This is a genomic window from Virgibacillus siamensis, assembly GCF_900162695.1.
In the GTDB taxonomy this organism is placed as follows: Bacteria; Bacillota; Bacilli; order Bacillales; family Amphibacillaceae; genus Lentibacillus; species Lentibacillus siamensis_A.
The window spans coordinates 1677020-1698834 of the sequence record NZ_FUIH01000007.1 but is presented as its reverse complement, the minus strand read 5'-3'; the positions used below and the strand labels follow the sequence as shown (position 1 = coordinate 1698834).

23 protein-coding genes and 1 other annotated feature are annotated in these 21815 nt (G+C 39.6%); of the genes, 16 read left to right on the top strand and 7 right to left on the bottom strand.

The genetic code is table 11. The annotated features are described in order from the left end of the window. The first annotated feature begins 55 nt into the window (after positions 1-55). Positions 56-182, top strand: a sequence feature (ribosomal protein L20 leader region). Positions 183-242: 60 nt separating this feature from the next. From infC to B1K71_RS12370, 5 genes are all read left to right on the top strand, one after another. Continuing rightward, positions 243-746, top strand: a complete 504-nt coding sequence (gene infC / locus B1K71_RS12390; protein ID WP_139343328.1) for a translation initiation factor IF-3 — start codon at positions 243-245, stop codon at positions 744-746. A 30-nt stretch (positions 747-776) separates the two neighbouring features. Further along, a complete protein-coding gene (gene rpmI / locus B1K71_RS12385) occupies positions 777-974 on the top strand; it encodes a 50S ribosomal protein L35 (RefSeq protein WP_077327386.1) in 198 nt (65 codons plus the stop codon). A 53-nt stretch (positions 975-1027) separates the two neighbouring features. After that, positions 1028-1384 (top strand): 50S ribosomal protein L20, encoded by a 357-nt coding sequence (rplT, locus tag B1K71_RS12380; protein ID WP_077327383.1) that lies wholly within the window; start codon positions 1028-1030, stop codon positions 1382-1384. Between the two features lie 64 nt (positions 1385-1448). Beyond that, positions 1449-1715, top strand: a complete 267-nt coding sequence (locus B1K71_RS12375) for a DUF1294 domain-containing protein (protein ID WP_077327379.1) — start codon at positions 1449-1451, stop codon at positions 1713-1715. A gap of 83 nt (positions 1716-1798) precedes the next feature. Continuing rightward, positions 1799-2371 (top strand): TVP38/TMEM64 family protein, encoded by a 573-nt coding sequence (locus B1K71_RS12370; RefSeq protein ID WP_077327376.1) that lies wholly within the window; start codon positions 1799-1801, stop codon positions 2369-2371. A 28-nt stretch (positions 2372-2399) separates the two neighbouring features. Here B1K71_RS12370 and B1K71_RS12365 read toward each other — a convergent pair whose 3' ends face one another. Then, complete coding sequence (locus B1K71_RS12365) at positions 2400-2792, bottom strand: sigma-w pathway protein ysdB (protein WP_077327373.1); 393 nt, start codon at positions 2790-2792, stop codon at positions 2400-2402. Positions 2793-2912: 120 nt separating this feature from the next. Here B1K71_RS12365 and B1K71_RS12360 point away from each other — a divergent pair, with 120 nt between their 5' ends. Both B1K71_RS12360 and B1K71_RS12355 read left to right on the top strand, forming a co-directional pair. Then, a complete protein-coding gene (locus tag B1K71_RS12360) occupies positions 2913-3398 on the top strand; it encodes a dUTP diphosphatase (protein WP_077327370.1) in 486 nt (161 codons plus the stop codon). A gap of 73 nt (positions 3399-3471) precedes the next feature. Then, positions 3472-4557 carry a M42 family metallopeptidase gene (locus B1K71_RS12355; RefSeq protein ID WP_077327367.1) on the top strand — a complete coding sequence of 362 codons (1086 nt, stop codon included), beginning with the start codon at positions 3472-3474 and terminating at the stop codon, positions 4555-4557. A 47-nt stretch (positions 4558-4604) separates the two neighbouring features. Here the strand turns inward: B1K71_RS12355 and B1K71_RS12350 are convergent, their stop codons facing one another. The 5 genes from B1K71_RS12350 to sspI all read right to left on the bottom strand — a co-directional run bounded on the left by B1K71_RS12350 (position 4605) and on the right by sspI (position 9726). Next, on the bottom strand, positions 4605-5276 hold the full coding sequence (locus tag B1K71_RS12350) for an ABC transporter ATP-binding protein (RefSeq protein WP_077327364.1): 672 nt from the start codon (positions 5274-5276) through the stop codon (positions 4605-4607). Further along, on the bottom strand, positions 5269-6387 hold the full coding sequence (locus tag B1K71_RS12345; protein WP_175631904.1) for an ABC transporter permease: 1119 nt from the start codon (positions 6385-6387) through the stop codon (positions 5269-5271). The genes B1K71_RS12350 and B1K71_RS12345 overlap by 8 nt, the downstream gene beginning before the upstream one ends. Beyond that, complete coding sequence (locus B1K71_RS12340; RefSeq protein WP_077327358.1) at positions 6384-7604, bottom strand: ABC transporter permease; 1221 nt, start codon at positions 7602-7604, stop codon at positions 6384-6386. Before B1K71_RS12340 ends, B1K71_RS12345 begins: the two co-directional genes overlap by 4 nt. A 15-nt stretch (positions 7605-7619) precedes the next feature. Beyond that, complete coding sequence (locus tag B1K71_RS12335; RefSeq protein WP_077327355.1) at positions 7620-9191, bottom strand: DUF6583 family protein; 1572 nt, start codon at positions 9189-9191, stop codon at positions 7620-7622. A 310-nt stretch (positions 9192-9501) separates the two neighbouring features. Beyond that, on the bottom strand, positions 9502-9726 hold the full coding sequence (gene sspI, locus B1K71_RS12330) for a small acid-soluble spore protein SspI (RefSeq protein ID WP_077327352.1): 225 nt from the start codon (positions 9724-9726) through the stop codon (positions 9502-9504). Positions 9727-9826: 100 nt separating this feature from the next. Between sspI and B1K71_RS12325 the strand changes: the two genes are divergently transcribed. The 3 genes from B1K71_RS12325 to pheT all read left to right on the top strand — a co-directional run bounded on the left by B1K71_RS12325 (position 9827) and on the right by pheT (position 14399). Then, the gene (locus B1K71_RS12325; protein WP_077327349.1) at positions 9827-10561 is read left to right on the top strand and encodes a TrmH family RNA methyltransferase; all 735 of its coding nucleotides are present in this window, start codon (positions 9827-9829) and stop codon (positions 10559-10561) included. Between the two features lie 362 nt (positions 10562-10923). Next, on the top strand, positions 10924-11973 hold the full coding sequence (gene pheS, locus B1K71_RS12320) for a phenylalanine--tRNA ligase subunit alpha (RefSeq protein WP_077327346.1): 1050 nt from the start codon (positions 10924-10926) through the stop codon (positions 11971-11973). Continuing rightward, entirely contained in the window at positions 11973-14399 is a 2427-nt protein-coding gene (pheT, locus tag B1K71_RS12315) for a phenylalanine--tRNA ligase subunit beta (RefSeq protein WP_077327343.1), read from the top strand. Before pheS ends, pheT begins: the two co-directional genes overlap by 1 nt. Positions 14400-14714: 315 nt before the next feature. Here the strand turns inward: pheT and rnhC are convergent, their stop codons facing one another. After that, on the bottom strand, positions 14715-15644 hold the full coding sequence (gene rnhC, locus B1K71_RS12305; RefSeq protein WP_077327336.1) for a ribonuclease HIII: 930 nt from the start codon (positions 15642-15644) through the stop codon (positions 14715-14717). A gap of 140 nt (positions 15645-15784) precedes the next feature. Between rnhC and zapA the strand changes: the two genes are divergently transcribed. The 6 genes from zapA to B1K71_RS12275 all read left to right on the top strand — a co-directional run bounded on the left by zapA (position 15785) and on the right by B1K71_RS12275 (position 21635). Further along, positions 15785-16048, top strand: coding sequence for a cell division protein ZapA (gene zapA, locus B1K71_RS12300; protein ID WP_077327333.1), 264 nt, complete (start codon positions 15785-15787; stop codon positions 16046-16048). 3 nt (positions 16049-16051) lie between these two features. Then, a complete protein-coding gene (locus tag B1K71_RS12295; protein ID WP_077327330.1) occupies positions 16052-16606 on the top strand; it encodes a CvpA family protein in 555 nt (184 codons plus the stop codon). 258 nt (positions 16607-16864) lie between these two features. Next, on the top strand, positions 16865-17125 hold the full coding sequence (locus tag B1K71_RS12290; protein WP_077327327.1) for a hypothetical protein: 261 nt from the start codon (positions 16865-16867) through the stop codon (positions 17123-17125). Further along, positions 17112-18833, top strand: a complete 1722-nt coding sequence (gene polX / locus B1K71_RS12285; protein WP_077327324.1) for a DNA polymerase/3'-5' exonuclease PolX — start codon at positions 17112-17114, stop codon at positions 18831-18833. Before B1K71_RS12290 ends, polX begins: the two co-directional genes overlap by 14 nt. A gap of 26 nt (positions 18834-18859) precedes the next feature. Then, a complete protein-coding gene (locus tag B1K71_RS12280) occupies positions 18860-21205 on the top strand; it encodes an endonuclease MutS2 (protein WP_077327320.1) in 2346 nt (781 codons plus the stop codon). 22 nt (positions 21206-21227) lie between these two features. Next, the gene (locus tag B1K71_RS12275; RefSeq protein ID WP_077327316.1) at positions 21228-21635 is read left to right on the top strand and encodes a DUF350 domain-containing protein; all 408 of its coding nucleotides are present in this window, start codon (positions 21228-21230) and stop codon (positions 21633-21635) included. Positions 21636-21815 lie beyond the last annotated feature (180 nt).

The following is a 21815-nucleotide window of genomic DNA, read 5'->3' as shown; positions in this document are numbered from 1 at the left end:
GACAGAAACGTAATTACGTGATATTCTATTAAAGTTGAATTTAATAAAGTGATCTAAAGACAAGTAGAAGCACCCGCTTCTCACCTGATCAACGCAATTATTGCAGTTGGCTGGTTCCGAATTCTTTTAAAAGACTATTGGAGAAGTGTGGGTGCATTAAGTACCGACACTTTTTTTATATGCAACACTTGTCAGGATCAGTTACACAAAAAATCTGGAGGTGGCTGGCTATTAGCAAAGAAATGAATGTCAATGAAAAGATTCGTGCTAAAGAAGTACGTCTTATCGATGCAAACGGTGATCAGCTTGGGGTAAAGTCTCGTAATGAAGCTTTGAAAATTGCGCAAACACGCAACCTGGACCTTGTTCTTGTTGCGCCAAATGCAAAACCACCGGTGTGTCGTATCATGGACTTCGGGAAATATCGTTTTGAACAGCAAAAGAAGGAAAAAGAAGCGCGCAAGAAACAAAAAGTTATCAATGTAAAAGAGGTTCGCTTTACGCCGGGAATTGGGGAACATGATTTTAATACGAAATTAAAAAATGCTCGTAAATTCCTAAGTAAAGGTGATAAAGTGAAAGCATCAGTTCGTTTTCGTGGACGTGCAATTACACACAAAGAACTTGGACGTGAAGTACTTGACCGCCTTGCTGAAGAGGTAAACGATCTTGCAACGGTTGAATCCAAGCCAAAGATGGAAGGCCGCAACATGTTTATGATGCTCGCTCCATCAAACGAAAAATAATTTTTTTATGCTTACAAGGAGGAACTAACTATGCCTAAAATGAAAACCCATAAAGGTTCTCAAAAACGTTTCAAAAAAACAGCTACAGGAAAGCTTAAGCGTGCACATGCATATACAAGCCATATGTTCGCGCATAAATCTCAAAAACAAAAGCGTAAACTTCGCAAGTCAGCTGTTGTTTCATCTGGAGATTTCAAACGTATTAAAACAATGCTGCCATACAAATAAGCATTGTACGACTTTAAAAATATTTTTATATGCAATATTAGGAGGGAATTACTATGCCACGTGTAAAAGGTGGAACAGTTACACGCAGACGTCGTAAGCGCGTGTTAAAGCTAGCTAAAGGATATTATGGTTCGAAAAGAACGTTATTTAAAACAGCTAAACAACAAGTAATGAAGTCAGGTCAATATGCGTATCGTGACCGTAAGCAAAAGAAACGTGAATTTCGCAAACTTTGGATTGCACGTATTAACGCTGCAGCACGTATAAACGATATTTCGTACAGCAAAATGATGCACGGATTGAAAGTTGCCGGAATCGAAGTAAACCGCAAGATGCTGTCTGATCTTGCAGTTAATGATGAAAAAGGCTTTGCTCAACTTGCTGAAAAAGCAAAATCAGCTCTAAAATAATTGATATGAAACAGTGGCCAAACCGAATTGGGTTTGGTCTTTCTATGTTAAAGGGGGATTGGCTATGTACGTATGGGTATATTTGGCATTTGTTAATGTGCTTGCTTTTATTATGATGGGTACAGATAAACGAAAGGCTAAAAAGCATAAGCAGCGTATTCCGGAACGAACACTATGGTTAACAGGGATTATTGGAGGATCTGCCGGAGCACTTGCTGGCATGAAAATATTCCGCCATAAGACCAAGCATTATTCATTCGTGATTGGAATGCCTGTTCTTATATTAATACATATTATTTTAATAGCCGCTATTGTGATTCGGATGTCATAACGGCTCGTCTCTTGTCATATACATGTACAAAAGCTTATAGATATTGATAACAAAAGGGGAGGTACATGTAAAGGAGGCAAGATATGGATCTGTTTGGCAACTACTTATTGGCGCTTATTGAAACAGGTGGTTTTTTTGCTCCATTATTGTTTATCAGCTGCCATCTCTTAAGGCCATTATTTTTTTTACCGGTAGTGTTGATTTGTATATCCGGTGGTGTTTTGTTTGGGACGGTTGCCGGAACAGTGTATTCGGTAATCGGAATCACATTATCCAGTTTACTCTTTTATGGTGTTATTCGCTGGATGCCGGGAACATTGAACAGACTGCTTTGTTTAAAGCAAAAGATAATTGGCAGTCATTCTGAACTTACTACTCCACAAATTGCCCTTTTACGACTTATTCCGTTCATACACTTTCATTTGCTGTCATTATGTTTGTTTGAAATATCGGTGGGCTTCAAGGATTATATGAAATCATCACTGCTATCAAATATTCCTCTTGCTCTTGTATACACATCCATCGGAAAGTGGATTTCCGGACTATCACCATTATATATCCTCGTATCACTGGCAATACTGCTCCCACTAATTTATTTGCTGCGCCGGAAAGAAATTATTATAAAATGGAATGATTTTTTTCAGGTCAGTACATGAAAAGGCGCACCAGCTAAGGTGCGCCTTTTCAATCGATGGAGGTAATCATCAATTTATTGATTGGATGTTTCCATTCAATTTTTGCGTATGGATAGCGGATGAGCAATTCTTTTTCAATAAAATATAAATCGTCCCTGGTTATGCCTCTGAGTTCACCCGGTTCATGCGCAAATACATGAACATTGACAACTTCGAAGGAATCTTCCGCTGCTCCTAAATATTTTTCACCTTCAAACAGGCAGCCCTTATATGCCAGCTGAATATTTTTTTTGCTGTTCGTTGATTCATCAAGTATATAAAATTCATTATTGTCCTTTGCCAATTGGAGCTTTCTGTCAGGATTACGAAAATACTTGTAAATGGTATACAGGAGCAGTACCAGAGCAATAAATATCAAGATGCGAAAAAGAATTACAATCATATTAAACCGACTCCCTGTAATGTGTTAATCAATAATACGATTGAAGAACGTAAGTGGTTTCAAAATTATATCGAATTCATGATACAATTAATATAAAAGAGAATGAAAAGAGGTTTCATGATGGACTGGCAGACACTTTACAACATGCAAGAACAATTGGACAAGTATATTGAATCACAGCACGATTTGTCGGGAAGAAATTTATTTCAGGAAAAATCTTTGGCACTTCTTGTTGAATTGGGAGAACTGGCAAATGAAACACGATGCTTCAAATTTTGGAGTACAAAACCGAGAAATGAAAGATCCATCATTTTGGAAGAGTATGTGGATGGCATTCACTTTCTGTTATCACTGGGACTTGAAAAAGGAATGATATTTTCCAGGGTTAATCCATCTGCTCCAGTTGGAAGTGAAACTGACCAATTTAACAGAGTTTATGATGCATCCGTGCTTTTCAGGCAGGAACCTACTGAAGTAAATTATGCAGCACTATTTGAATATTATGTGCAGCTGGGGGAATTACTAGGCTTTGATGAAGAAGCAATACAACAGGCCTATCTGAAAAAAAATGAAATCAATTATGAACGGCAGGATCAAGGATACTGATAAATGAAATATTTTGTTATTTCACGCATTACGGTTATAATGGAAGAGGATAAAAAATAGGAGGTACTTACATATGGCAAAATTGGATGAAACGAATACGATGCTTAAAGATTTAACGGATGCAAAAGGGATTCCGGGTAATGAAAAAGAAGCGAGAGAAGTAATGGAGAAGTACATTACTCCATACGCGGATAACGTCTTTATGGATAATCTCGGAAGCCTGATTGCAGAAAAAACCGGTGATGCAAATGGTCCAAAAATCATGGTAGCCGGTCATTTGGATGAAGTAGGCTTCATGGTTACCCGTATTGATGAAAACGGTTTCGTATACTTCCAGACCGTCGGCGGATGGTGGAGCCAGGTTATGTTGGCACAGCGCGTAACAGTCATGAGCAAAAAAGGTGACGTTACCGGTGTCATTGGTTCAAAACCGCCGCATATTCTTTCTGCTGATGCCCGCAAGAAACCAATTGATATTAAGGATATGTTCATTGATATCGGTGCATCAAGCCGGGAGGAAGCTAAAGAATTTGGCGTGCGTCCGGGGGATTCAGTAGTGCCTTATTTCGAGTTCACACAATTGAAAAACGAAAAAATGCTGCTCGCCAAGGCATGGGATAATCGAATTGGCTGTGCAATCGCAATTGAAGTATTAAAACAATTGAAAGATGTCGACCATCCGAATGTCGTTTATGGCGTTGGTACCATTCAGGAGGAAGTTGGCCTTCGTGGTGCAAAAACATCCACACATACGATTAAACCGGATATCGGCTTCGGTGTTGATGTTGGTATCGCGGGGGATACTCCAGGAATTTCCGATAAGGATGCTGACAGTGAACTTGGAAAAGGCCCGCAAATTATCCTTTATGATGCATCAATGGTTTCACATAAAGGAGTTCGTGAATTCGTTGTGGACACAGCTGAAGAAAACAAGATACCTTTCCAATATGCTTCTATGGCAGGTGGAGGTACAGATTCCGGATCCATCCATTTGACAGCTAATGGGGTTCCTGCACTATCCATAACCATTGCAACTCGATACATTCATTCTCATGCAGCAATTTTGCATCGTGACGACTTTGAAAATGCAGTGAAACTAATTGTCGAAACCATTAAGAAACTCGATAGTGATAAAGTGAAGGAAATTGTAATGGCATAAAGCAAAAGCGCAAGCGTACGTTACTAAACGGGCGCTTGCGCTTTTATTTACAGCAATATCGGGTTGTTTCCAGCTTTCTTTAATACATCAAAATAAAATGGATCTTTCCCGATACAATAGATTGTGTCGCATAGATTTTCAATTTCATCCATGTCATGTGAAGTGTAGATAATCATTTTATCGTTCCGTTTAGCCTGTTCACTCAAATAGGCACCAATTTCTTTCCGGGATTTCAGGTCAATCCCAACAGTCGGCTCATCCAGTAGTAAAAGTGACGGGTCATGGATGAGAGATATCGCGAGATTCAGTTTCCGCTTCATCCCCCCGGACAAGGTCTTAACCGGCTGATTCCACTTGTCCAATTTCATATTAAAACAAAGTTGTTGCAGTTCATCTTCATTTTTATGTGTCCATGATAGCCTTTCGAAAAATAGCATGTTCTCCTTAACAGTAAATTCATCCCATAATGCTATATCCTGAGGAACGAATCCTATTTGTTTTCGAATGTGTTTCTTATCTTTATCATAGGACATTTTTTGTAACGTAAGGGTTCCTGAATCCGGCTTGGATAAGGTGGCCAAAATGTGCAGCATAGTTGATTTTCCGGCGCCGTTTTCACCGACTAATCCAATAATTTCACCGGGATTGACAGTAAATGTTATGGAATCCAGAACCTGTTTTTTACGAAATGTTTTTGATAATTTATTTATGCTAAGCATTGGTATTCTCCTTTCTAACCCCCCAGAGGACAGCAAGTATCACAATTGTGAGCGGCAATAGGCTTATAAATTTCCCATCCAGCAGGGGTCGAAGCGGATTTATCCAATCAAATCCCGACCAATATAACGAAAATCCTGATGGCAACAGTGCACCACTTATAATACCTGCTGTTAATGTTAAACCGAAAGAAGTGCAGTAGAATAAAAATATATTTGAAAATAGCTGTGCAAGTAAAAAGGCAGCAAGATTGATTAAAATCCTGAATATAATCAGATTTAGTATGTTGATTGATTCGTGATACACCATATAGAAAAATGAAACAGCAAGGAAATCGGTTATCAAGAATAATAGGGTATACAGTATAAAGTTTTGTATGAGATAGGTCTTTAATGGTGTACGGGTAAATGGAAATCTAACCGCAACGTTTGCATGTTTTTCTTTAATAACCCAGTCAAAAATAAGGAAGGCAGATAAGATCGTGAAAATACCCCAAATCCCCCAAATCAGAAATAATGGAGGATCGTCCTCCGTCCGTATTTTTGAACCACTGAAAGAAAGCGTGGTTTCCAGCAGATTTTCGTTTTGCTGGATTTCCTTGCTTTTCGCAATTATTTCTTCCGCAGACCATTCGCTATTTCCGTTGTATTTATTTTCAAGGTTTTTTACGGAAATTGCTGCTTTTGCCCGACTGGTTTCCTGTTGCACATAGGACAGAATCATTTCTTTTACCGGCACGAAAGCAAATGACAGATCAGAATAGTAGCCTGTGATAAGCTGGTTTCGCTGGTCATGCCGCACATGATCCTGATACCCTTCCTCAATGACGAAGACACTGTCCAGTTCATGTTTTTTCAGTTTGTAAAGTGCTTCTTTCTCTTCCAAAATGGTTGATCGGACAAAAGGAACAGACCTGATTTCCTCAACCAGCTCCAATGCAGTATCGGACTGTTCTTCCAAAACAATCCCCACCGGAACTTTTGCATCATCTGTAACCGAATTTGTTACAGTTGTAATAGCCCATGTTGCGAAAATAGGCAGGAACAGCCAGAATAAAAGTGCGAATGATTGCTTTTTCCAATGCATGAACCGTGTTATTATCATCTGTTTCATAAGTATCGACGCTCCTTCCATAGCGACAGACCGAGGAGAAGAAACAATACAGCTGAAGTCATCAATAAGAGTGGTATATATTCAGCGTACAACCTGTCGTTTAGAAGAATTTCCCGGAGCCAGTAGAAACTTTCATAAGCAAATATATATGGCAAAAAAGATTGTATATAGAAAGGAAAATACAATGATGGCAATATTGCCCCTGTTGCAAGCAAAGTCATGACGGTAAACAAGGATTGTATCAGCAATCGGATTTTTGGGCTGACGATAAGCGTTTCAATGATGGCAAGAGTTGTTAGGAAAGTAAGGCAGTATAAGCCTGTAATGATTGCTATTCGGATCAAATCATCACCGTAAAGGGTTATATTCATAAATGTAGTGCAGATATAAAGCATTGCCGCAGCCAAAATTCCGGTTACCACAAAGGAAATAACCATCTTGGCGAGCAGCTGGACAAGGAAGATAACGCCATACAAACGCATCCGCTGTTTCAGAAGCAGCTCGTCTTCCCCTGAAAAAAAAGAATAGAAACCAAGCAGCCAAATCGTAACTACAACGATCCAGCCGGAAAGGATGTAATACTGAAGCGAGGCGGAAGTTGCATCGTTAGTTATTTTTGTCTCATCCACTATTTTATCTTTTCCAACAGTGTACAACAGGAAATTGGTAAACTGTTTAAATAACAAATCATGCCTTTTCGATTCGCTAATGGATAATTGTTTGGCGTAATAGTTGACCGTCAGTATATTCGCCTGTGATGTGCGAATGTGTCTTGCAATGCTGTCTAGCAGTTCTTTGATCACATAACTTTCGGTTTGTTTATTTCGGTTTCCGGTTACTTGCAATGTGACAGAAGTTCCATTATATAAATCTTCCGTAAATCCATCCGGAAAAGTTATGTAAGCACTCAGCTTATTCTTTATATGTTGTGCAGCTTGCTCCCTTGTCAGTTTTTCGATTTGTATGTAATTCCCTAATTGAGAGGAACCTTCAATCATCTTCGTGACCATTTTTGTTTCTTTGGATTGATCAAGGTCAACTAACCCCACAACTATCGGGTCTTCTTTATCGGGTGAAAAAACAGCTACAGCAATTATCGCGCACAGTGACATAATAAAAATTGGAAACAGTAAAAGAAGAGGAAGTGAGATCCACTTCCTCTTCAATTTCCTAAAATCATGTTGTAAAAACAGGAAAAACTGCTTAAGTAATATCATATGTTCACTTCCCCGTTAAAAACCGTTCATACCGCCTGGAAAACCCATAATGCTCATGAACCATTGCTGGAATTGCGGTCTTATTTCCTGCTCCATATATTGCTGCATTTCAATCGGTGACATGTCGCCGATATTTTTCAAGTTTGAATTGCCAGGCTGATCAACTTTTTTAATCGTTTTGGCTTCTTTATCAATTTGCAGGTCAATCATATCCTGCTGTAAATCCGGAGTTTCCATTGTGATGTTGTTCTCCGATGACATTCTATCATTGTTATAATCAGCTTCACCAGTCCATATAAAGGTTCCTGCCCCTTCTACAGAAAAGCTCCGTTCGAATTCACGGGTTCCGTCCTTGAGCGAGGATGAACCGTTGTATGTGATATCCGTTTTTCCGTCAGAAAATGAAATGGAATCTTTCAGCTTATTATCTTGATTTGAAAGATTTGCAGTAACTGTAAATGACTGCTGATCAACTGCCAGTTTGTACTTCACTTTTTGTGAAGTGTCGGACAATAATTGAGTTCCATTAACAGTAAGAGTGGATGGTTTTTCACCCTTAGGAGCGATACTGATTTTCATGTTTCGCTTTACAATAAGGTCATCGTGCACCCATATTTCGGAAGTCAACCCATCAGGTATTTGAAAGTTTTTTAAGCCATTCATTATTTTATCAAGTGCTTTATCATAATTTTCTAAGGCAGTTTGGATATTGTTTTGCATTTGTCCGCTTCCTGAAGTTGCGGACAATGTTCCTAATTGTTGAATTTCAAGTTGCTTCCTGACAAGCGCCTTTAATCTATCATCCTTTTTCATCTTTTCAAGTACCGATCTAAGGATATTTTTTACTTGTTTTTCAGATAGTTTCATTGTGATTTTTTTTGCATCAACTGATTTGTCTTGAACTTTCACTGTCTCGTCTTTGGTTTTAAAAGCATCCTTTGGCAGCTGTTCATAAATGAATGTCAGATATTCTGCATATATGTATGCATGGTCTTCCTCTGATAAAGAACCGTCCAAACTTTTAAATACTGTGTTGAAATCCAGTTCACCAGTAATGGCCGGATTCGATTCTTTAAGAAGTTTACTCAGGTCTTTATCAGTTATTTTTAGTGTTTCCTGAAGAAAGGGGAGTTTAAGCAATAAGTCATTTTCATTTAAAAATACATGGATATCATTGATTTCAACCCCGCCGAAGTTTACATTTACATCTGTCATCATTTGTGCTTTTTTTTGATTCATTTGAGTTGTCAATTCAATCGTTGAATTATTAATCAACTGGGGAGGAACGCCTATTCCCGCAGCGACAGGTCCGTTATACGCCGCGGATAATTCGTACGAGGTCTCCGTAGCATTTTTACTTGCCTGTTCCGCCCAGTCAAATTCCGGCTGAAAGCGTTCTTCAAATTTATCACCAATAAATTCAATCGTGTTTTTTTCTGCCAGGAAATACTGTGCTTTGGCAGATCCGGTCAACATAGCATAAGCGGCTACACTTCCGCCGATAATGATTAAAGCTGCTGCCAGAATTGCGATTAGTTTTTTGGGAATTCCTTTCTTTTTTCTTCCATTGTTTACAGGCCCGTCCATATTTCTGAAACCCCTCTCTGTTATCCTTATACTCATATGTATTATTAAGACGCATTCTTAATAACAACGATATAAATCCATTATATACCATTTACTAAAATTATAGTCATATAGTGTTAAGTTTAGTCGAAAGATTGCTAGTTCTTTAGATTCATTTTTTATCTGAAAAACACAAATGAACTGTAACAGGAACGAATCCGAAGTGAAAAGTTAGGCCATTGGATTCATTTTTAAAGAGGGAAAAATAAAAAAAGACAGATGCCGAATAAAATGCATCTATCTTTTCAAATAGGTAAGGTTTTATTAGTAATTAATCCTTTGCGGATGCCTGTTTGACACCTTGTTCCAGCGAATCAACCATTTCTTGTTTATCTTTTTCACCAGATTGCTGCCAAATTAGTTCAAACAGCACGCCGAGACCCGGAAGCATTTTTTCTTCACCCTTTTCAATTGCATCAACAATAGTTGCTTCAAGTTGTTCCTGATCGTTGGAAGCAATGTTGGAAACAATTGCTTTTCGTAAATTCAAATCCATTTTGAACACCTCACACAATTATTTATACTAAGGATAGTTTGACCGATGCTGCAGGAAATATGTATGATAATAAAATAAATAACTGTAAGGAATGAATGATATGATAACGTCAGTTCAAAATAGCAAAGTCAAACAGTGGAAAAAGTTGGGCAGACGCAAAGAAAGGGAAAAGACGGGCACATTTTTTATAGAGGGGCATCATCTGATTGACGAAGCATACAAAAGCAACTGGAAAATAGTTGAAGTAATTGCAGTGAAAGAAGCAGGTGTTCCGGAATGGTGTCATCAAATTACTGAATATGTAAGTCCCGAAGTCTTTCGGCATGTATCCTATACGGAAACACCGCAGGGAATTGCCGCGGTTGTCGAAATGAAAAAAATGGATCGAAGCGAAGAAAAGTCCGTTCTTTTAGTTGATGCAATTCAAGATCCCGGGAATCTGGGAACAATTATCAGGACTGCAGATGCGGCTGGCTTTGATGCTGTTATTCTAGGCGAGGGTACAGTTGACCCATACAATAATAAAGTAATACGATCAACACAAGGATCCATCTTTCATTTGCCGGTATTCCATATAAATATTGTACATGAAATACCGAAGCTGAAAAAGCAAGGATTTGAAGTATGGGCTTCCGCGTTAAACAATGCAGTATCCTTTGAAACAGTTTCCGTCCCCGAAAAAACAGCATTAATTGTTGGTAATGAAGGTGCCGGAATCCAGAGTGAAATTTTACATCTGACCGATTCAACCGTCCATATCCCAATATATGGGAAAGCGGAATCATTAAACGTTAGTGTTGCAGCGGGGATATTAATGTATTATATTAGAAGATGATAATTGATTTAACATGAATCATACATGCGACGAAAGGGCAAGCGATAATTCGTGAAACCGGCAAAGGGAAGAGATGTCATGGACTGAGAACATTTCTGCCGGTAAGATTATTGCAATTCACCCTGGAGCTGACACTGGGACCTTGTGAAAGCAAGTAAAGGTGTTCCGGGTAATATCCCGTTATCACAAAGAGCCGGGCACATTTTGTGTCAACTAGGGTGGTACCGCGAAAAGACAACCTCGTCCCTTTTTTTAAAGGGGGCGGGGTTTTTTATATTTTCTGCTCTTTTTAAACGAATTGATCTGTATGGCTGAAACAAAGCAAACAGTTGCAAGAACTTATTTTTGAAGGAGGAATATTGATGAAGGATGAGTTAAATTCCATTCAGGTGGAAACTTTGGAAAAAATCCAAAATGCTTACACATCGAAAGAACTTCAGGATATTAAGGTGGCGGTTTTGGGAAAAAAGGGATCCTTAACAAGCGTCCTGAGAGGAATGGGCAAACTGTCCAAAGAGGAGCGCCCTGTAGTTGGTGAATTAGCCAATAAAGTCAGAGAAACCATTAGTGCAGAAATTGATCAGAAAAGTAATGTTCTTGAGGAACAGGCCATGGAAGAGCAATTGAAAAAAGAAGCAATTGATGTCACATTGCCGGGTCGGCCGGTTCAATTTGGCGGACCGCATTTGCTGACGAGTATCATTGAAGAAATTGAAGATTTATTCATTGGAATGGGCTTTGAAATTAAGGAAGGACCGGAAGTGGAAACGGACTATTACAACTTCGAAGCGTTGAACCTTCCGAAAAACCATCCAGCCCGTGATATGCAGGATACATTTTATATAACTAATGAATTGTTGTTACGAACACATACATCACCCGTCCAGGCCAGAACAATGAATCAATACAAAGGAACACAAGCTGTGAAAATGATTTGTCCCGGTAAAGTTTACCGACGTGATACGGATGATGCAACACACTCCCATCAATTCACGCAGATTGAAGGGCTATATGTGGATAAGGATGTTCGGATGAGCGATCTGAAAGGGATCCTTGATAAATTTGCTAAAAAAATGTTCGGACAGGACCGGAAAATCAGATTGCGCCCAAGCTTTTTCCCTTTTACAGAACCTTCCGTGGAAATGGATATATCCTGTAAAGTTTGTAATGGAGCAGGGTGCTCAGTCTGTAAAAAAACCGGTTGGATTGAGATTCTTGGTGCAGGCATGGTTCACCCGCGTGTGTTGAAAATGGCCGGGTATGACCCCGAAGTATATACCGGATTTGCATTCGGAATGGGGCCGGATCGGATTGCAATGCTGAAATACGGCATCGATGATATCCGTCAATTCTATACAAATGATAAGCGATTCTTACGTCAGTATCATCACGCAAAAGGAGGGATCCTGTAATGTTAGTTTCAATAAATTGGCTTAAAAGATATGTTGATATTGGGGATATTACACCTGAAGAACTGGCTGAAAAAATCACTAAAACCGGAATTGAAGTTGATGGCATCGAATATATTGCCGACGAGAGTAAAAACGTTGTGACAGGTTATGTGAAATCGTGCGAGAGGCATCCAAATGCGGATAAGCTGAATTTATGCCAGGTTGATGTTGGTGATGAGACATTACAAATTATTTGCGGGGCACCGAACATCAGTCAGGGGCAAAAGGTGGCAGTAGCCAGACCAGGCGCTGTTTTACCAGGTAATTTTAAAATTAAGAAAGTGAAATTGCGGGGGATTGAATCCAACGGCATGATTTGTTCATTACAGGAGTTGGGGATTGAAGAAAAATATGTGCCGAAAGATGTTGCAGATGGAATATTCGTATTTCCTGATGATGTAGAAATTGGCGAAGATGTTGAACCCTTGTTAAACCTTAATGATGCTGTTTTGGAATTTGACCTGACTCCGAACCGTGCCGATTGTTTAAGTATGCTCGGTGTTGCATATGAAGTAGCAGCTATTTTGAATCAGGACATTATGCTGCCGGATGAAACAGTGAATTTCAGTGAGGAAAAAGCAACTGACCATGTATCAGTTGAAGTGGAAAACCCGGAATTGAATCCGTATTACGGTGCAGTCATTATTAAGGATTTAGAGGTTGGGAAGTCCCCGCTATGGATGCGCAATGCATTGATAGCTGCAGGAATACGGCCAATCAATAATGTAGTGGATATTACAAACTATGTTCTATTGGAATATGGTCAACCGCTTCATGCATTTGATTATGATTTATTGAATTCGGATAAAATTGTTGTGCGACGTGCCAAACAAGATGAAAAAATGGTTACACTTGATGATGTTGAACGAAATCTGTCAGCCGATCACTTGCTAATTACAAATGGTAAAGAACCGGTTGCTTTGGCAGGTGTAATGGGCGGCGCCAACACAGAGGTTAATGCGGATACAAAAACGGTATTGCTTGAAGCAGCATACTTCAACCCATCATCTGTCAGGAAAACAGTCAAAGATACCGGTTTGCGCAGTGAATCGAGTACTCGATTTGAAAAAGGAGTAGACCCGAACCGTGTCGCCAGAGCAGGAATGCGGGCAGCACATCTGATGCAGAAATATGCCGGTGGTACAGTATTGGCTGAGCCAGCAACATTTGATAAGTTGGACCGTTCTGAAAAAATTGTTGAAATCAATACAAATGAAATCAACAAACGGCTTGGGACAGCGATACGAAACGAAGAAATTGGTGACATATTAAACAGATTGCAGTTTTCATTTGAGCAACAGGCAGAAGAATTTTCAGTAACAATCCCAACACGGCGCGGGGATATTACTATTTTTGAGGATATGTTGGAAGAAGCTGCACGAATTTATGGATATGACAATTTGCCATTTACATTGCCAAAAGGATCTTCACAAGCTGGAGGGCTTACACATTACCAACAATTAAAACGGGAAATTAAAGGTTATCTGCAAGGAGCCGGATTAATGGAAACTATTACCTATTCCTTGACGAAAGATGAACTGGTTACGAAGTTTCTCAGTCCGGAAATATCCGAAAAAAATCCGAAGCCTGTTCATTTATCCATGCCGATGACGGAGGATCATAAATCCTTAAGGTTGAGTTTGATTCCTGAATTACTGCAAACAGTATCTTATAACCAGGCAAGAAATCAGATGGACCTTGCATATTATGAGCTTGGTAACATATTTATTTCCGCTGAAGAAAATCTGACACAGCAGCCGGAAGAAAAGCTTAGAGCATCAGGTGTATTGACAGGTAACTGGTTAGTACATCTTTGGCAGCAGGAGAAAAAGCACGTGGATTTCTATTTGGTAAAAGGAATCTTGGAAGGTTTATTTGATTTCCTGGGAATCGAAGCAGACTATGTGCAGGCTGAATTGCCTGAACTCCATCCCGGAAGATGTGCCGTTATTATGATTAACAATAAAACAGCAGGATACCTGGGGCAAGTTCATCCAAAATTGGAAAAGGACTTGGACATCAAGGAAACATATATTTTTGACATTGACATGGATTATGTGTTGGAAGTATACAGCGGCTCCAACAGCTATAAACCAATTCCGAAATATCCATCTGTCTCAAGGGATATCGCATTTATTGTTGATGAGGATGTACGAGCAGGGGACATTAAAAAGCAGATTGAAGAAACCGGTGCGCCGCTCGTACAGGATGTACACATTTTTGATGTATACAAAGGCGAGCACCTGGAAGATGGTAAAAAGTCAATTGCTATCAGTCTGCTGTACCAGGATCCGGAAAAAACATTAAAAGATGAAGAGGTCGAGGCATCGTATCAGGAAATTGTAGGAAAGGTAAATGATAAATTTGATGCATACGTCAGGTCATAAGTGAAAACGGGCTGGGACAGATTGTTCGGCAGTTGTGTGACTGTCCGCTTCCTGATAGGGGAGCGGGCAGTTTTTAGTTTTTTTGCGGGCCGCACCGAAATGATAAAGCGGAAGGCGTTTTCGCTATAGTTGAAAGCTGAAATGATAAAGTTCATGCTCAAAATGCTAAAGTTCACAATCAATATGATAATGTTCACAATTATAATCCCGAACGTATATTTCCTTCGCTGATCGCCAAATTGTTCGGCTTTTGAATTACACTTTTTGATATGTCCCAGCCTGGTTTTTAAACGAATAATTTCGATCCCAGCACGCTTACATATACTGTGCAGCTTTTTTTGTGTTGGCAAAGTGTGTTTTGGCACAAGTGTTTAACACGTTTCTTCCCTTTGCTTTAATAATTCTTGCAATCGTCACATCGACTTTTTTCGAAGCGCCTTTGGGCAAAGTGAACCCAACCCGATTGGACAAATTATCCATTTCATTCAAAAAGCTTGCCCTCGCAATGATGGACCCAGCAGCAACAGCGAGTGAACTGCCCTCCGCTTTCGTCATAAAGTACGTGTTTTCAGCCATTTCCTGCTGTTCCGATGCGATGTGTTTTTTGTATATGTGCGGTTCACAGAACTGGTCGATTAATATACCGTCTAACGGTGCTGTGCTAATTTTTTGTTGCAGCTTGCTGATGGCATGATGGTGGAGCATCGCCTTCATTTTCCCCTGGCTCCAACCTTTTTTTTGCAATGTATTATATTTTTTATTATGTAACACCAGAAGTGAATAAGGAAGATCAAGATGCATCAAATTTGTTGCGATTTTACGAATCGTTGTATCCGAAAGATTTTTCGAATCCTGAACACCCAGTTCTTTAAGCAATTCCAGCTGATCCTGTTTGACAAAAGCCGCTGCAGTAGTAATGGGACCGAAATAATCCCCTGTCCCGGCTTCATCGGATCCGATATGACTGCTTGTGAAAAGTGTTTCCGGTGGAGCATACGGTGAAGTCTCGAAAGTTTTAGACCCCGTTTTTTTCTGCCCGTTTTGCTCCGGTGTCCATCTGTCAGCTTCTGTTTCCGGGTTCTTGCCCTGAAACACGACCTTCCCCGATTTGTATGCAGTAATGACTGCATTACCGGTCTTTGCTCTAAAAATTGCCCCTTGCGGCGGCTCCTGCATGCAAGCGGTATAATGTTGCTGCATTTTTCCAATGGTCAAAGATGAATATCGATTTACTAACTGTGGCATGACAATCCTCCATTAATTTCTTCTATTTACTATAGCAGACAGGAAACAGAATTGAAATATATGATTGAAAGAGGCAGGAGTTTCCCGTATGCTTCTGTTTGTGTTAATATAAAGTGAACTATTTTTGAGGGGGTATCCATGTGGCCCAGAACGATAAAACACGTGTAACGGTCGAAATATATAATAAGCCATATACCATTATGGGAAAAGAAAATGCGCAGCATGTACGTTTTGTTGCAAGTTTGGTTGATCAAAAAATGCGTGACATTCATGATGCAAACCAGCAATTGAATACAAGTGAACTGGCTGTTTTAACAGCAGTCAATACAATGAATGAATATATGAAGCTGAAGGAAGAATATGCTTCTTTGCTGGGATCAATAAATAAGAAAGAGGATAAATAAAGAATGGTAGATATATTAATACTAATTTTACTGATTTTTGGTTTTTTAATGGGTTTAAAGCGGGGATTTATCCTGCAAGCATTTCATCTGATTGGATTTATTACTGCTTTTTTGGTGGCAGCATTTTATTATGATGACCTTTCAGAACGATTGGCATTATGGATTCCATACCCTGAACTGGCTGATAGCAGTGCCTGGGCTGATTTTCTTGAATCATTGCCGCTGGAAGGGGCGTTTTATAATGCTGTAGCATTTGCGATTATATTTTTTGCAGTAAAAATCATCCTGCAAATTATTGCATCAATGCTCGATTTCGTTGCGGATTTGCCTGTTTTAAACTCTGTAAATAAACTATTAGGTGCTGTACTTGGATTTGTTGAAATCTATCTGTTGATTTTTATTATCTTATATATTCTGGCATTGACACCGCTGGCACAAGTGCAGGAATGGATAAATGATTCCTCCATAGCACTGTTTATTATCGAGTACACGCCATTTTTATCAGAACAAGTAAAAGAGCTTTGGTTTACACAGACAGAGAAATTATTAAAAGGCTGACAGGCAACGAAGACTGGTTCAATTAATTAGGGATTTTTATTGTATGTCATGTACAATGAAGATAACTATTAATGAATCAGTCTTTTGTTATAAGATACCTCTTTTCGAAAAGGATATCGATATTTGCACCTTAATACAGTGGGAAAAAGTAGAGTGCGATTGCATCGCCCCGGAAATACACTTCGCTTTCCCGCAGGAGTCTTCGTGTATTTCCTGCGCTGGGAATAAATTCTTTAATCTATTATAGAAGTGATTTAAATGGGTAAAGCAGATTCCCGAAACAACCTTAACCAGTCATTGGATTATGCGAGACTCCTGCGGGAAGAACAAGCTGAGAAGGCCCGATCACTTGGCCGCGGTAAAGAAGACACTGCGAAAGTTTTAGCTAGAGCAGATGTCGCCTGGATCGGAAATCCGATTATCAATTGGTTAATTTTTTCTGTGACACAGTTTATAAAGTTTGAGTTTGGAAAACAGTATTTAAAAAAATTGCAGGTGATGGATGATGGAAATAAATAAAAAAGATGTTATTAAATTGCTTGAAAAAATAGCAACTTATCTTGAGCTGAAAGGTGAAAATCCTTTTAAGATTTCTGCTTATCGCAAAGCCGCCCAGGCATTGGAACGGGATGATCGTTCATTAACACATATTGAGGATTTCACGAAAATAAAAGGAATTGGTAAAGGAACCGCTGCAGTCATTCAAGAATACATTCAAAATGGAACATCCGAGACATTATCACAGCTGGAGAAAGAAGTGCCAAAGGGCCTGATTCCACTATTGGATTTGCCCGGACTTGGCGGTAAGAAACTGGCAAAATTGTTTCAGGACCTTGGTGTAACAGATGCGGCATCTCTTCGAAAAGCAGTTGATGAAGGAAAAGTGGAGCAGCTTGCAGGATTCGGAAAGAAATCAGCGGAAAAAATAGGGGCCGCATTGGAAAATGCCAATAAGCGCCCAGAGCGACTGCCGATCGCCACTATTCTGCCGATTGCAGAACGAATCGAGGCATTTTTGCAGGATATACCTTCTATAACGGACTTTTCAAGAGCCGGAAGCTTACGAAGGATGAGGGAAACAATAAAAGATATTGACTTTATTGTATCTTCCGACAATCCATCTGAGGTCAGGGACAGTCTGTTAAAATTTGATAATATTAAAGAAGTTATTGCCAAAGGAGATACTAAAGTATCCGTGACACTTAATGAGGCGTACGACGTTAATGTTGATTTTCGAATCGTTGCCCCGGATGAATTTGCATCGACACTTCATCATTTCACCGGTTCGAAAGATCATAATGTTGCGATGCGGCAATTGGCAAAGTCCAATGGGGAAAAAATTAACGAATACGGAGTGGAAGTGGAGGAAACTGGTGAAACATTAACATTTGAAAATGAGAAGCAGTTCTTCCATCATTTTGGACTGCAATACATTCCGCCAGAAGTTCGTGAAAATACCGGTGAACTGGAACACTTCCTGGATAAAACACCGCCACTGCTCGAATTAACGGATATTCGTGGTGATTTGCACATGCATACGACTTGGAGTGATGGAGCACAATCACTGGAAGAAATGGTTAATCGTGCAAGGGAGAAGCAATACGAATACATCTGTATAACGGATCACTCCAAATTCCTTCAGGTTGCGAATGGTTTAAATGAAACCAGACTCCGTAAACAACGCGAGGAAATTAATCGGCTAAATGAAAAGTTTGATGATATTCATATTTTTGCTGGTGTTGAAATGGATATTTTACCTGACGGAAGCTTGAACTTTGAAGATGATTTTCTAAAGGAAATGGATTTTGTGATCGGTGCTATTCATTCCGCTTTTAATCAGTCAGAGGAAAAGATTATGTACCGATTATATACGGCACTTGATAATCCGTATGTATCGCTGATTGCTCATCCGACAGGCAGGTTGATTGGGCGTCGTGAAGGTTATCGGGTGAATGTGGAAAAATTGATTGAACGTGCCAAAGAAACAAATACAGCATTGGAACTGAATGCCAATCCAAACCGGCTGGATCTTGCAAGTGAATGGGTGCGTAAAGCGCAGGAGGCAGGAGTGACTATTGCCATTAATACGGATGCTCATGATTATTTAATGCTGGAACATATGAAATACGGCACAGGTGCAGCAAGAAGAGGCTGGATTGAGAAAAATACTGTCATAAACACCTGGCCAAAAGCGAAACTAATTGAATTTATGAATCGTAACAAGTAACTAGATACATCAAAGGAGCAAGTTTTATGAATGGAAGAATTCTTCAGGTACTCGAATTCAATAAAATAACTGAACAATTAGCTGCTCAGGCAGCAACAACGATTGGCAAGGACTACTGCTTGGTATTGAAACCTGAAACTGAAATGGATAAAGTGGTCGAACTGCAGTCTGAAACAGATGAAGCAAGCCAAATATATCGTTTGAACGCTTCGATTCCATTGGGCGGGATAAAGGATATCCGTCCCAGTATTAAGCGAAGCGTTATCGGCGGTGTATTGAATACAAATGAATGTCTGGACATTGCTACCACACTGTATGCTGGAAGACAGGTTAAAAATTTCATGATCAAAATGGAAGAAGAAGACCTTCCGATATTACAGTCCCTTGTACAGCGTATTGAACCAATGCGGAATCTTGAAAATCATATCAGTTCATGTATTGATGATAACGGTAATATGATGGACAGTGCCTCCGTAAAGCTGAAAGGTATACGGTCTTCCATTAAAACGTTTGAAAGCAGAGTACGGGATAAACTAGACGGCTATACAAAATCGAATACGAGTATGCTTTCCGACGCCATTATCACAATCCGGAATGACCGGTATGTACTTCCGGTTAAAGCCGAATATCGCGGGACAATCGGAGGTATTGTTCATGATCAGTCTGCATCAGGTGCTACGCTGTTTATGGAACCGAAAGCGGTTGTTGATATAAATAATCAGCTGCAGGAATCAAAGGTAAAAGAGCAGCAGGAAATTGTCCGGATTCTTCGTGAATTAACGAATCATATTGCCGAAAATGAGGCCCTATTAACTGAAAATGTTTCAGTGCTTGCAAAGATTGATTTTATTTCCGCGCGCGCGAAATTGGGTATGCAAATGAAAGCTGCCAAACCGGCTATTAATAATAAAGGAATCATTAGGATGAAACAAGCGAGACATCCTTTAATTGATCATGATGAAGTAGTGGCGAATGATATTGAACTGGGAGATAATTATACAGCAATTGTCATTACCGGACCAAACACCGGAGGAAAAACGGTAACATTAAAGTTGATTGGTTTGTGCACATTGATGGCTCAGTCCGGATTACGTGTGCCTGCATTTGACGGTTGTGAAATGGCTGTTTTTGAAGATGTTTATGCGGATATTGGTGATGAGCAGTCCATTGAACAGAACTTAAGTACTTTTTCTTCACATATGACCAACATTGTCTCCATATTGAAGCAGGTTAACCATAAGTCACTCGTATTATTTGATGAACTTGGTGCAGGCACAGACCCGCAGGAAGGTGCTGCACTTGCCATGTCAATTTTGGACGATGTTGTCTCACGTGGAGCGCGTGTAGTAGCTACAACGCATTATCCGGAATTGAAAGCTTACGGTTATAATCGTGAAGAAGTTGTCAATGCTTCCGTAGAATTTGATGTAAGAACGCTGCAGCCCACATACCGTCTTCTGATAGGGGTTCCGGGAAGAAGTAATGCGTTTGAAATATCCAAGCGTCTTGGATTGCAGGATAACATTATTGATCAGGCGAAGAATCACATTGGCATGGACTCCAAAAGTGTGGAGAATATGATCGCTTCTTTGGAACAATCGCACCGGCAGGCAGAGACCGATTATGAGGAAGCACACAATATTTTGCAGGAAAGTGAAAAATTGCGGGATGACCTCTTAAAAGAATGGAAGCAATTTGAGGATAAACGGGAAAATCTATATAAAAAGGCGGAGGATAAGGCAAATAAGGCTTTACAAAATGCCCGCGAAGAAGCAGAAGCGATTGTTGATGAAATTAGAAACATGAAATCAGGAGCGGAATTAAAAGAACATGAATGGATTGAAGCCAAAAAAATGCTTGATGAAGCACAACCTGATCTAACGAAAAAGATGCCGGCCAAAAAAGGACAGAAGAAAGAAGCAAAACAACAATTGCAGACTGGTGACGAGATTAAATTATTATCAGTCAATCAGAATGGAACTGTTTTGGAAAAAATCAGTGAAAACGAGTACTATGTTCAGGTTGGAATTATGAAAGTTAAAGTGAAACGGGATGAATTACAACTGATCAGTAAAAAGAGCAGTGTATCGGAAAAACCGCTTGCAACTGTAAAAGGTTCAAATTATCACGTAAAAACGGAACTTGATTTAAGAGGGGAACGGTACGAAGATGCACTTCTTAAACTGGAGAAATATATCGATGATGCATTGCTTGCAGGTTATCCGCAAGTGTCGATCATACATGGTAAGGGAACAGGAGCATTGCGAAAAGGTGTCAATCAATTCGCTAAAAAACACCCGCGAATTGCTGATGCCAGGTCTGGTTCCATGGGCGAAGGCGGAAGCGGTGCGACGATATTAAAGCTAAGTTGACCGGGAAGGGGGAAACCTGTTCATGACCGGGTTCTGGGAGAATGTTTTTGTGGAAATTGCAGCAAGGTACAGTGTTGTCATATTGTGTACAATTGTTTTTTTGTCCGTTTTTGAACTTGTAACATCTTATAAAAATTGGTTGGAAATTCGACGGGGAAATATTGCTGTAGCATTGGCAACAGGGGGAAAGATCTTTGGAATTGCTACCATTTTCCGGTATTCCATTGAGCACAATGACACATTAATGCAAAGTATCGGATGGGGTGTATTCGGTTTTGTTTTATTGCTGCTTGGTTATTTTATATTTGAGTTTTTAACACCAACAATTGATGTGGATAAAGAGATTGGTCGGGACAATAGAGCTGTCGGCTTCATTTCCATGATGATTTCAATCGGATTATCATTTGTAATCGGAGCCAGCATTGGATAAGGGGAGAATACAATGGAAACGTTAGCCAAAATATTAATGGCTGTTGCGGTCATTTTTGTAATTGTGGGCATCATATATTTAATATAGGTTATTGGAAGTAATCCTTCACTGAAAAGATTATCGAAAAATGACAGGTAAGATTTCAAAAAATACTAATTAATCGCTATAATGGATATATGA